Consider the following 12606-nt stretch of genomic DNA (forward strand, 5'->3'; position numbering starts at 1 on the left):
GTTCTGTTTACTTGTAGACCTTGTTCAAAATGCGGTACATGAACACGGCGACTTCTGCTCTCGAGGCGTTGCCTTGCGGGTTCAGCGTCTGTCCGTCGCCTTGAATCAGGCCTTCCTTCACCATGCCGGCCAGACGGTCCGCGGCATAGGCTGATACCTTCGCGTGATCCGTGAATCCGGCTAACGTCTCGGCGCTTGCGGTGATGTTCAGGTGTCTAGCCGTATCCAGCGCTCGAGCCGCGATCGTGAACATGTCTTGGCGGGTGATCTTCTCCGTCGGACGGAAGGCTCCGTCGCTCGTACCTTCGATGATGTTCAGTGCCTTGGCTGTCGCCAGCGCTTCATAGAAGTAATCACTGCTGTTCACATCCTTGAAGCTGCTGGATGGCGCAGCGTTCAGCTCAAGCGTTCGCATGAGCATCGCAACGAAATCCGCTCGGGTGATGCTCGCGTTCGGGGCGTATGTGCGTTCATTCATTCCTTGGATAACGCCGCGCGCCGCCAAGAATTCAATCGATGGCTGCGCCCACGCATATGCGGCAGTATCGGCGAAGGTCTTGTTGACCACTGCTACGGCATAGGTGCTGAATTGCTTCACTTCCAAGCGCACTGTTCCTGTCGATGGATCGTAGATGCTGCTCGGTACTGGAACGGCACGGCCCGCTGCATCGATGGATAGGATGACAATGCTGCCCGGGTTCGCTAGTTCCGCTGCGGCAGGCTTGTATGGAATCGCAATGTGTACGGCCGTATCCGGGTTATGCCACGCACGGCGCGCCCCTTGCTCCATCACATCCAAGCTGATCGCCGACCGGCTGCCGATGGCTTCTCGCGTTTTCGCTTCTAGGGAGGACGGATCGGCCTTGCGAATGATTAGACTCACGACGTCAGTATCCGATACGTTCTTATCCTTCAGGAAGTTCGAAGGCAAGGTGATGCTGCCGATCGGCGTCACGATCTCGATCTTATTGTCCGGTGTCGGCTTATTCACCGACTTCTTCGGCAGCGATACTGCAACTTGGCTCGCGTTATTCGCGCCCTTCACTTCGATGTGGACGACGGTAGCTCCGTCGGCGCCAGGCTTCGTATCCTTCTGTGCCTGCTCCAGATCTTTCGCTTCAATCGTGGCGCTGGCGGTTCCTGCGTCAACTTTCGCATCCACCGAGATATGGCCAGGCGTGACCGTCGCCTTACCCGGCGTCACAGTTGGCGGTTGCGTATTGTTGTTGGTCGGCGTTTTCGGTGGCTCTGGACGCGGATTACCGCCATTGCCGTCATCCCGATCTTTAACGATCAGCTCCAGCTGTGCGTATTTGGTCGGGTCCATCTGGCTCGTTGCGCGGATGAATACCGTTCCGGGGTTCAATCCTGTAACCAGACCTTTGTCGGTGACATTCGCAATGCCTGCCGGACCTTCCACTGACCAGGTGACGTTCTTGTTTATTACGTTCTCTGGCAGTACTTTGGCCGATAACTGAATTGTTTCTTCCGCCTTGATGACCGCTCTCTCGCGATCTAGCCAGACTTCGCTGACCGGTGGATTAGTAGGCTTATCCGCTTCTTCCACGGTGAGCTGGAAGTCTGCATATTTCGTCGCATCCGCCGCGCTCATCGCGCGGATTGTTCTTGTACCTGGCGAGATGGCCTTCACCAGCCCCGTCTCGGTGACGTCGGCCACTTGCTTCGACGCATCACCGTATACGGACCAGATGACGCTTTTGTTCGGCACATGCTCCGGCAGAACCGTAGCGTTCAATTGCAATTCTTGCCCAACTTTCAAGGTGCCGCTCGTCTGATCCAGACGGACTTCATCGACTTGAACCTCCGGCATGCGGTCGACCGTAATGACGCTATCAGCGTAGACGTTGCTCCATACGCTCGTTGCCCGAACGATGGCGCTTCCTAAATTCTGAGCTGTCACCAAGCCGTCTGTACCTACCTGAACGATGTTGTCCGCAGAAGAGCTGTACACGGACCAAGTCACGCCTTTGTTGCTAGCATTGGCCGGTAGTACGGTCGCGTTCAGTTTCACGCTCTCATTCACGGCCAGATTAACATTCGGTTGGTCGATGACGACCGACTGCGCCGGAATTTTGACCAGTCTAAACTCATCGACCACGCGGTCGTTGATGGTCTTCACGACGAATTTCATCTCGTCCCCATCGATCTCGGCAGCAACGTACATCTGCACTTGCTCGCCATCAGTCACTTTCTGCCAATCTCTTGCCCATACCTGGTAGAACTTCGGACCGGACGAGCCGCCGACGATATAGGTCGTTCCTTCGCCGTCACCCACCGGCTTCTTGTCTTTCATCGGATAAGTCCGTACATATACGTGATCGTGGCCGTTCATGACAAGATCGACTTGGAACTCGTCAAAAATCGGCGTCCACGTGTTGCGGATATGCTCGGAATCATACATGCTGCCGAACGGTCCGCGGTGGAACGCGACAATCTTCCATTTCTTATCGGTAGCAGCCAGGTCTTTGCGCATCCATTCCTTCTGTTGTTCGAAATCGTATTCGCTGTTCAGTACGATGAAATGAGTGTTCTTATAATCAAAGGAGAAGTTGCTTCCTTTGAGGCTGTCGATCCCGTTCTGCGGGTGGTTGAAGTGCGCGAGGTAATCCTCGGTCTTACGCGTGCCCGTCACTTCATGGTTCCCGACGACAGGCACGATGGTCGTCTGCATCAGTACCCCTTGCGCGGCGTTGAACCACATGTTCCATTCGTTTTCTTTGAAGCCGTCCTCGACCAAGTCGCCGCCCTGCACGACGAACTCCGTATCCGGATGATCGGTCATCGCTTTTTTCAGAATATCGCCCCACAGCTTGAAGCCTGTTTCATTCGAAGCCTGCGAATCCGCGAGGAAGATGAACTTGGTCTTCTCGCCAGTCGCAGCCGCTGTCTGGAATGAACCGTTCGTGCTGTAGTTGCCGTGTCCATCACCTACGCGGAACATATAGTGCGTTCCTGGCTCTAGTCCGCTTGCGATGGATTTATGAACCCGTACGGTACCTGTATCGGTTGTAGTGAACAAGTAGCTATTGCCATCAAATCGCAGTACGTTCGGAGCGTTGAAATCTGTAAACTCCGACTTCTTCACGACCTCGACCACGGTATCGGCCGTCGCCGGGTTCGTATGCCAAGTGAAAGCTTTGGATGCCGTCGTATCCGCGCCCATCGTCACGCTGACATTGCTCGGCGTTGGACTGCCGGCTAGCGGCGATACTTTGAATTTCAGGATCGGGCTGTAGTCGTCGCCTTTCACCGCTTGGAGCCGATATTCCTTCACTTCCGAGGTGAACGACTCTGTGACCAACTTACCTTGCGCGTCGGTTACACCGATCTCAGAACCGGCTGTATCAGTGATTTTCACGCCGTCGACGGCCGCTCCACGTTCGTCAACGACTTTGAACGTCGTCGGCATGCCTTGCACGACGCCATGCTCATCCCAGCTTAGCTGCAGATGGTGCTTCACGACCGCTTCGACCGGTAGACCAAAGAAGCCGAAGTTCGTATCGCCTTTGTCTCTGAACGTAATGGCCCCCGATTTGAAGGCGATTTTAATTTTCTCCTCGGCATCAGGCTTGATCCGGTATTGGATTTGGCCGAGCAGATCCTGGTCCGTTAGCCCTGCCGCATGAATGTTATTGAAGGTCAGCGTGACGGCACCTGTCGTCTCGTCGATCTTGGAGACCAGTTGGCTCTCTGCCAGTTTGCCGCCTTTCAAGACGCTCAATTGATCCACCTTAGCCGGATCGAAGTTGAATTGCATTGTGCTGCCCTGAATATCCGCTGCCTTCAGCGCTTTAATATCCACGGTGTACGTATTTCCAACGTAGACGGTTGTTGGGGCCTCGTAGATGATCTTCGACGAGCCGGTATTGACCGTAAAGGTCCATTCCTTCTCCGTCACGTTGCCTGACAGGTCCCTGATCTTGATCTTCGCCAGGTGAACCCCGTCCGCTAGTGGTACGTTCGGCGTGTAGTGGATTTGTCCCTTTGGAGGATACAGCGCATGCTGTACCAAGACGCCGTCCACGTAGAAGCGAATTTTGTCCGGATCGATCAATGTCGTTCCCGGGTGGGTTACCGGATCGTACCCGAAATCTTCGCCGATTGCTTCAATTTTAGGCGTATTCGTTGTAATCGTGCTGCCTTCCGCCGGTTTGAAATCTTTCAGGATCGGCGGGTCCATATCGTCGTTGGTAGGTCCGTATACCGCCCGGATTTGGTCGATGTAGAGGACACCTGCTGTCTTGTTGTCGTTCTTTGTCTCCATGTAACGCACAGGCTGATCCATACGCAGTGGAAGCGGCCGCCCTTTCGGCACATCAGCCTCCAGGTATCGCCACCCCGTAAAATCGACGCCTATCGATTGATCGACGTAATCAATGCCGACGGCCGCCCCGTTGCCGTCGCGGATCTGCCCGCGCAGCCAGTGCTTTTTCCCGTCGCCGTATACCCAGACGCCGATCTTCTCCGGATAGCCGGGAATTTTAATGTTGCTGTCGAGATCCTTCGCAGCGATGTACGCGCCGGACGTTCCGATCGTCTCTGTGAAATCGTACTCCAGCTTCGCCGATTTATTGCCTAGCCGAACGAAGTCCTCATCCGTCTCTTCGCTAAGCTTCACGCTCTTGTACCGTGCGCCGGATTCGGTCTGATACTTGCCCGTGCCGTTCTCGAAATCCTCCAGCACGACAGGCGGCAGTCCGACTTTGACGTCCATCGACGTCACGACGTTGTTGTATTTCACGATAATTTTGCCGCTCTGCTCCGTATCGTTCGTTGCGGTAAAGACGCCGTTCTGATCGATGCTTCCGATCGGCCCCTCGATATCCCATACGAACTTATCGTTCTGCGCTTGAATGAGCTGCCCGTTACGGAGCGCACTGACGGATAACGTGAATTTCTCGCCTGAGGTGAAGGTTTTCACGGCGTCAGTGAATTTCAACTCGGTTAATTCATCCACGACTTCCACCTGCCCTGTACCGTCTAATCCGCCTGCGGTCACCGTAATTTCCGCTGTTCCCGCCTGATTGCTGGCCGTGAATTTTCCCGCGTTATCGATCGTTCCGACAGGCTTCCCGAGGCGCCAAGCCGGCGTTCCGGTGATCGAAGCAGGATGACCGTTCGCATCTACCGCGGCTGCTTTGAACGTAACGGAGGAGCCAACCAGCACGCGCTCCAGGTTCGGCTGTATAACCAGCTTGGATGCGGCACCTTCTGGCGCTTTGTTCACGAGCAGCAGTCCGTTCGCCGTCTTCCGCTCCGAACCGTCTGATGGCAGGTTCAGAATTCGGCGCTTCGTATCGCCCGGCAGCTTGGCCACGAACGTCGCAGATCCGCCGCCGTCCAAACATAGCGCGTTCACCGCGCCCATATTTTTCATGATCTTGCCCAGATCGTCGTAGGATACGCCTTCGCTGAAGCCCGGCGCCCGGCCGTCGATTTCGACCATGATGATCGAACCGTCGGCTTTGGTGCCGATCCCGACCCGCGGATACAAGGCTTTATCTTCGTGGGTTTGGGCCACGCCGTCCTTCACCAGCATGAAAACGCCGCCCATCGCCATTTTGACGTCTTTCCATTCACCTTCCAGTTCGAAGCTGGCTGTAACCTCGTCGCCGATAGTTAGTCCGGCCAGTTCGGCCCGGTATTTGCCTGATGCGGACAATACAACTTGACCCGCCTTCAGAGGTGTATTTCCTTTACTCTTATGTATCTCGGACACTTTGAGTTTCAAGCTCTTGCCGCTCTTCACTTCGCCTTCCAGTACGTCGAGCACAACCTCATCGCCGAGATCGTTCGTCATGGTAGAGGTATGGAAGGAGGAAGTATACAGCATGAGTTCTTCGCTATTTTCTCGCATTCGGTTAATGTGGGAGATCGGTACCGTCTTGCCCCCGATTGTAAGCGTCCGGGTCAGCTCTGGGCTGAAGCCGTAAATCGTCGTGCCGTCGTTCTTCAGGCCGAAGGCAAGCCAACTCCACTTCTCCGGCGGACTGGTCAGAATCTCGCCGTCCCCCATGAACAACCCGAGCGGAACGCCGGTCGCCATGTCATAAAAGTCGCCGTTGATGGCTGCAATGACCCGGTTGCCAGGTGCGTCGGCGTCATCGGCCATTTTTGTGACTCCCTGCATCCCGTAGACCTTGCCGTTTGTCTTGCCCGGCTGGAGATCTAGCATCTTATTCTTCGGATCGAACTCGACAGAATGGATTTTCTCCAAGCCCTGCGGCAGCTTCATCTCCTGCCAGGTATACTTCGCACCCGGACTGAGCTCCATCTGGCGCGTATCCAGAACTTGTCCGAATGCCGTCTGGGGATTGTCTGCTGCTAGCGCTTGTCCCAAAGGAGTAACCAAAGAGAACAGTAGAACAAGGTTGAGACCTATAGCGATGCTGCGTGTCTTTCGTTTCATCTCGTTTCTTTTCCTCCTTGCTAGATTCTAGTCGTCTAAATGACGTGTCCTAGTATAATATGCAAGGTTTGAAAAGTAATGAATCGATCTTTTTGTTTCTGAACCAATTTTCTTCTTAACCAAATCTTTAAACCTAGGTCTCAAATTCCTAGACTTCTGCGGTATTCCCCCGGCGTCATATGTACATGCTGCTTGAATACGCGATTGAAGTATTGCAGCGTGTCAAATCCCACCTCGCCGGCCACTTCGTAAATTTTCAGATGGGGTTGAATCAGCAGTTCCTTGGCCTTCTCAATTCGGACGCGGTTCAAATAATTGATGAAAGAATAGCCCGTATATTTCTTGATCTGTACGCTGAAATAAGATACGCTCATGCCGAATCGCCCGCTAATCTCTACCAGCGTATGGTCGCTCTGGTAGTTCTCCTGGATATAGTCGCAGGCCCGTCTCACATTCAGCTTCACGCTGCTATCGGCTGTCGAGGATGATAGAGTGATCCAGAACTCCCCCAGCCTCTGAAAATAGGCGATAGCCTCCCCTTCTCCCTGCCATGTGAAAGGCTCATTGTATTCAAGACCGCGTTGCTTGAGAACGTAATGCCATTTGGCATATAACAGGCGTAACAAGCCCAACCGCTCTCCCGCCTGGCACTCCTCGAAGCTCTGTATATTTCGGATCAACTCGGCGTGCTTCTGGATGAACTCACCCGGCTGAAGGAGCTCGAGCCGATCGAAGAACTGCTGCGCCTGCACGAACTCACGATGCGCGCCATGGTAATAGACCACACGCTCTTCCGCCCGCCGTAGCGCTCGCCTCAGCTCTTCGCCCTTCACCGGCTTGAGCAAATAATCGATGGCGCCTGCTTGCATAGCCTGCCGGACATCTTCAAAGCGCATGCTGTCGCTTAGCATGATCGTGACGACGGGAATTCGCTGTTCGTGTACATGGCTCACCAAGTTCAGTCCTTCGCGCCAAGGCGGCATAAGATCAGTGAGGAGAAGCGTAGGCCAGCCCTGTTCCATCAATTGCAAAGCTCCTTCCCGGTTACAAGCCTCCCCGACGACGATATGCCCCATCTCTTGCACCATCTTTTTGATTGCCGCACGTTTATCCGCATGAGGATCCACAATATGGACATGAAGCATCGCTGTTACCCTCCCTCTCCTCCGCGTTGGAGTCCGTTTGTTCGTATTTAACGTTTCTTCGGCTGATCGGTTGCGGGAAGTAAGCACCTTTGCAAAATCTTTAAAAAGGGATAGCTGGATGGTTGTGCCTATAACTTGAATTTTTTGGTGGGTAGCGTGCGGCGCAGATCCTTCTATTGACAGTTGCCGCACAACCATACTACAATGCGTAGTATAAAAGGATGGGATGGCATGAAGATCAAAAAGATGAACGTGGGCGAAGAGGGGCTGAATCGTTTTTTCGGGCCGCTGGAAGCGAAGATTATGGACCTTCTCTGGTCTTCTGAGGGAATGAGCATCAAGGAAGTGCAGTCGATCCTTAACCAGGAGAGCGCGATCTCGGTTAACGCGGTAACGACGGTCATGAATCGGCTTCTGGAGAAGGGACATCTCTCGAAGGTGCTGGTTGGCAGCGGGAGAACGCAGGCCGCGCGGTTTAGCACGGTCCAGACGAGGGAAGCGTTCCTCTCCGAACAGATGAGGGCGGTGTCAGAGGGGCTTATTCAGGAATATGGAGGACTCGTTGTAAGCCATATGATCAATGCGCTTGAAGACGTGGATCAAGAGCTGATCGCGAAGCTCGAGCACAAATTAAGCGAACTGAAACAGAGGAAGAAGCCATGAACTCGCCAGTCAAGTTAAGATGGGTCTGCGCGCTGATGGTCGTCTTCATCGTATTGCTCAGCGCACAGGCTGTCATATATCTTGCCGACGCCATGCGCGGCGATGCGACGCAAGGTCCGATGATCCACGCCGGCATTGTCGCAATGATCGTCGGATACACGCTGGTCCGAATGATCTGGCGAATCGTTGCCCAGTCGTATGGGTCATGGACATGGCGTAAGCATTTTCGCTCTATCCAGCATGTGAAATTAACAAGACGTTTTGCGTACAAATATCGCAGCTTAGGTACGGAAATCTTGGTTGTGAAGGACCGTGCCTTTATTGCGCTAACCATCGGCATGCGGAGGCCAACCATCGTCCTCTCGTCTTCCGTTTTTGACCTGTTCAACGACGATGAGGTGAAGGCGATCATACTGCATGAATGGCATCACTGCCGCAATCGCGATAACGTGAAGTTGTTCCTGATGAAGCTGCTTACGGAGGGATTCGGGTATTTACCGATCATGCGCCCCATTTTCCACTATTATCATACTTGGATGGAGCTTCTGGCCGACCGCTTCGCGATGCAGCGTATGGGCACGGAGGTGCCGCTAGCCCATGTGCTGCTGAAGCTGTCGAAGCTCGGGGCTGTGCGCCAGCATGCAGCTGCCGTTCATTTTGCGACAGCGACGATGGATTATCGCATTGCGCAAGTGCTCGAACCGAACAAAATTGTGAAGGTGAAGCTGGCATGGCTTAGACCTTTGCTGGTTTCCTTTTCGCTGCTATTTTTATTGATGATTGGCGGGGACTCATAAGCCCCTGTTTTTTTGGTTGATTATACTACATATTGTAGTATGAAAGGGAGGATAAGAGATTGAGCGTAATCTTATTTCAAATTGGCGATTTCGCGCTGTATACGCATGGCGTCGTGACGGCGCTGGCAGCACTGTTGGCGTTGGGGATGGCGCATTACCTCGCTGCCGGTACTTCGTATCGGCCGCATATCACGAATATAGTACCCTATTTGCTCGTTGGAGCGGTTGTATGTGCTCGCATCTGGCATGTGTTCTTTTTCCAGTGGGGGTATTATTCGAAGCATTTGTTGGAAATCCCCTTGATCTGGCAAGGCGGCATATCGATTCAAGGCGCATTGATTGGCGGCTTCGCAGCCATGTACGTCTATGCAAGGAAGTATGGCTTATCCTTCTGGGGACTGGCTGATCTACTGGCTCCGGCGATCGTCTTGGGACAGTCGATCGGGCGAATTGCCTGCTTCTTGAATGGAGATGCTTTCGGTGCGCCAACGGGACTCGGGTTCGGCATGGTCTATCGCGAAGGAACAGATGCGTATGCCGCTTACGGTTCCCAGCCGTTATGGCCGGCGGAACTCTTCGAGAGTCAGTGGGATCTGATCATCTTCGTCTTGCTGCTCTTGGCAAGGAATCGCAAATGGCCGGCCGGCATGCTGTTCTTGGCCTACAATATCATGTATTCGTTCGGACGGTTCAACTTGGAATGGCTGCGAGGCGATTCTCCGCGGTATGCACTGCATTGGACAGCCGGCCAGTGGACCAGCTTCAGCGTGATCGCGATCAGCATGTGCGTGATGGGTGTCCTGTACATACGCGAGCGACGAGGCATCTCTCGCGATATGGCCTCATGAATGAGATGAATAGAATCGACTTCCTTAAAACACTGCAAACTGTGGATCTTTATGCTTGATGTGGTTGAAATACCCATTGTTCTATGCAATAATCACAGGCGATTAACAGAAAAAATCTACAACACCTCAAGAAAAAAGGAGGACTCAAAGATTGATGAACATATCAGATATCAGGTACGAACAATTCAGTGAAAAAGATGATCATGCCGCTAGAAAATTATTAAGCTATGATGCCGATGCGAGTGAAGACATCCTTCGGGTGCTTGATCAAGAACCGAAATTGTTCATTACTGCGTTTATTGAGGACCAGCTTGTTGCGCTGGCCCAAGTGAACGAGCCTGCTCCACAGTCCTATGTAACGGTGTTCGTCGCTCCACAGTATCGAAGGCAAGGAATCGGCTCTGCAGTAGTAAAGTATGCTGAAAATAAATTGCTGGCGGGCGGGACCCAAAACGTCAGAAGTTCCTTTCGTGCCGGCCATCAATCATCTTTTGCATTTGCGCAAAAACTTGGGTATGACAAGTATTTCTCATCGGCTTATATGCAGCGAACCGGCGACGCCTTCCCCCTGGCAGAGCTTCTTCCGATAAGGCAGTATACGGATGACGACTATCTTCCTACGCATTCGCTATATGCCACAGCTTTTCATGAAATGCGTGTCCGTGTGGGGTGCTTTCCTGATTCTGTGATTGAACAGCCTAGCGAAACAGGACGAAGGGCATGGCAAGAGGGGGCGAAAAACCGTTTTGTCTATGAAATGAACGGAGAAATTGTCGCTTACAGCAACCTTTATGGTAATGAAATTAGTAGTATTTCCGTACGTACAGACTATCAGGGGCTTGGGATCGGAAGAAAGTTTATGATGTATTTATGCAACGAGATCTATCAGCGCGGCTACAAAGCCGTCGACCTTTGGTGTGTTGTCGGGAATGATGCTAGACATCTGTATAACAGCCTTGGCTTTAAGGAAAAGTATGTGAATCAATTGGTGCGAAAAACGCTGTGAGTTTACCGACACTGCAATAGATGATTGCACAATTTACCAAAATGAATAGAATTGTTTTCATCAGAAAAAGATAATACAATATCGTCAGAAGTAACGTAGAAAGTTCATGATGACTTTAGATAGCGCTTACAATTCAAGACTGGCGTCTACTTCGTCATTGTGATGTTGCAGCTTGTCCAGATTTACAGCTAAGAGAGTAGCAGAAGGGGGAAACTGCAATGGAAAACAAGGAATTAAAGAGGGGTCTCGAAGCGCGTCATATTCAGATGATTGCTTTGGGCGGCACAATCGGTGTTGGGTTATTTATGGGCTCTGCAAGTACAATCAAATGGACTGGTCCATCGGTGATGCTTGCGTATGCCATTGTGGGGATCTTTATATTTTTCATCATGCGCGCAATGGGGGAAATGCAGTACGTAGAACCGAGTACGGGGTCCTTTGCGACCTTCGGGCATAAGTACATTCATCCTCTGGCAGGGTACATGACGGCTTGGAGTAACTGGTTCCAATGGGTTGTGGTCGGGATGGCGGAGATCATTGCCGTTGGGACATATATGAAGTACTGGTTTCCGGATTTGCCTGCTTGGATCCCAGGGATCATCGCCATGGTGATTCTCGGTGCTGCCAACCTAATCTCTGTGAAGTCATTTGGTGAATTTGAGTTTTGGTTTGCAATGATTAAAATCGTAACCATCATATTGATGATTGTTGCGGGGTTTGGTCTGATTTTCTTCGGACTTGGCAACGGCGGGAATGCGATCGGATTCTCTAACTTGTGGGCGCATGGAGGCTTTTTTGCCGGTGGCTGGTCGGGTTTTTTCTTTGCTCTCTCGCTGGTGATTGGAGCTTATCAAGGTGTCGAGCTGATCGGGATTACAGCAGGTGAGGCCAAAAACCCGCAAAAAACGTTAACGAGAGCGACGCAAGGGATTATTTGGCGGATTTTGATCTTCTATATTGGCGCGATTTTTGTGATTGTGACCGTCTACCCTTGGAATCAATTACAAGCCATTGGCAGCCCGTTCGTCGCAACGTTCGCGAAGATCGGCATTACGGCAGCGGCGGGGATCATCAACTTTGTCGTTATCACCTCAGCCATGTCAGGTTGTAATAGTGGGATTTATAGCGCGGGACGCATGCTGTATACATTAGGGGTTAACGGACAGGCACCGAAAATATTTACGAAATTGTCGGGTAACGGTGTGCCCTTGCTGGGAACGATCGGCGTACTCGTAGGATTGGGCATTGGCGTGATTTTAAGCTACATTGCACCGGAGAATCTATTCGTGCATGTGTACAGCGCCAGCGTACTTCCCGGTATGGTACCGTGGTTTGTTATTCTAATCAGTCAAATTCGATTCAGAAAAATTAAAGGGGCTGAACTGGATCATCATCCGTTCAAAATGCCTCTCGCTCCAGTGACCAACTATGTGACCATTGCCTTTTTACTTATGGTACTGGTCGGGATGTGGTTGAACGATGAGACGCGCATTTCCCTAATTTCCGGCATTATTTTCTTAGGTATTGTTGTGATTAGCTATTTCGCTTTTGGGGTTAGCAGGGCGGTTCCAATAAGTGATCAAACCAATAATGAACCTTCGAACAAATAAACTGGCGAACATCCATTTGATGAAATCAAAAAACATCCCATTCTCCGCCTAAAGGGGAATGGGATGTTTTTATGATCTAACCTGTCGTTTCAGATTGTTTTTATGAT

General features: G+C 52.0%; 7 protein-coding genes. 5 read left to right on the forward strand and 2 right to left on the reverse strand.

From position 1 onward, the window contains the following. Positions 1-7: 7 nt before the first annotated feature. Together GCU39_RS24895 and GCU39_RS24900 are read right to left on the reverse strand one after the other, a co-directional pair. Positions 8-6430 (reverse strand): phosphodiester glycosidase family protein, encoded by a 6423-nt coding sequence (locus GCU39_RS24895; protein ID WP_152395921.1) that lies wholly within the window; start codon positions 6428-6430, stop codon positions 8-10. A gap of 140 nt (positions 6431-6570) precedes the next feature. After that, complete coding sequence (locus GCU39_RS24900; protein ID WP_152395922.1) at positions 6571-7575, reverse strand: response regulator transcription factor; 1005 nt, start codon at positions 7573-7575, stop codon at positions 6571-6573. A gap of 231 nt (positions 7576-7806) precedes the next feature. Here GCU39_RS24900 and GCU39_RS24905 point away from each other — a divergent pair, with 231 nt between their 5' ends. The 5 genes from GCU39_RS24905 (at position 7807) to GCU39_RS24925 (ending at position 12499) form a co-directional block, all read left to right on the forward strand. Beyond that, positions 7807-8238 (forward strand): BlaI/MecI/CopY family transcriptional regulator, encoded by a 432-nt coding sequence (locus tag GCU39_RS24905; protein WP_152395923.1) that lies wholly within the window; start codon positions 7807-7809, stop codon positions 8236-8238. Then, the gene (locus GCU39_RS24910) at positions 8235-9035 is read left to right on the forward strand and encodes a M56 family metallopeptidase (RefSeq protein WP_152395924.1); all 801 of its coding nucleotides are present in this window, start codon (positions 8235-8237) and stop codon (positions 9033-9035) included. Before GCU39_RS24905 ends, GCU39_RS24910 begins: the two co-directional genes overlap by 4 nt. 59 nt (positions 9036-9094) lie before the next feature. Further along, the gene (gene lgt, locus GCU39_RS24915; protein WP_152395925.1) at positions 9095-9883 is read left to right on the forward strand and encodes a prolipoprotein diacylglyceryl transferase; all 789 of its coding nucleotides are present in this window, start codon (positions 9095-9097) and stop codon (positions 9881-9883) included. A gap of 154 nt (positions 9884-10037) precedes the next feature. Then, positions 10038-10889 carry a GNAT family N-acetyltransferase gene (locus GCU39_RS24920; protein ID WP_152397421.1) on the forward strand — a complete coding sequence of 284 codons (852 nt, stop codon included), beginning with the start codon at positions 10038-10040 and terminating at the stop codon, positions 10887-10889. A gap of 218 nt (positions 10890-11107) precedes the next feature. Continuing rightward, positions 11108-12499, forward strand: a complete 1392-nt coding sequence (locus GCU39_RS24925; protein WP_152395926.1) for an amino acid permease — start codon at positions 11108-11110, stop codon at positions 12497-12499. The last annotated feature ends 107 nt before the right edge of the window (positions 12500-12606 follow it).

The sequence above is a fragment of the Paenibacillus guangzhouensis genome, assembly GCF_009363075.1.
Lineage (GTDB): Bacteria > Bacillota > Bacilli > Paenibacillales > Paenibacillaceae > Paenibacillus_K > Paenibacillus_K guangzhouensis.

Coding starts and splice junctions, on each gene's coding strand:
- GCU39_RS24925 (WP_152395926.1), top strand. CDS start 11,108: ATGGAAAACAAGGAATTAAAGAGGGGTCTCGAAGCGCGTCATATTCAG.
- GCU39_RS24905 (WP_152395923.1), top strand. CDS start 7,807: ATGAAGATCAAAAAGATGAACGTGGGCGAAGAGGGGCTGAATCGTTTT.
- GCU39_RS24895 (WP_152395921.1), bottom strand. CDS start 6,430: ATGAAACGAAAGACACGCAGCATCGCTATAGGTCTCAACCTTGTTCTA.
- GCU39_RS24900 (WP_152395922.1), bottom strand. CDS start 7,575: ATGCTTCATGTCCATATTGTGGATCCTCATGCGGATAAACGTGCGGCA.
- GCU39_RS24910 (WP_152395924.1), top strand. CDS start 8,235: ATGAACTCGCCAGTCAAGTTAAGATGGGTCTGCGCGCTGATGGTCGTC.
- GCU39_RS24920 (WP_152397421.1), top strand. CDS start 10,038: ATGAACATATCAGATATCAGGTACGAACAATTCAGTGAAAAAGATGAT.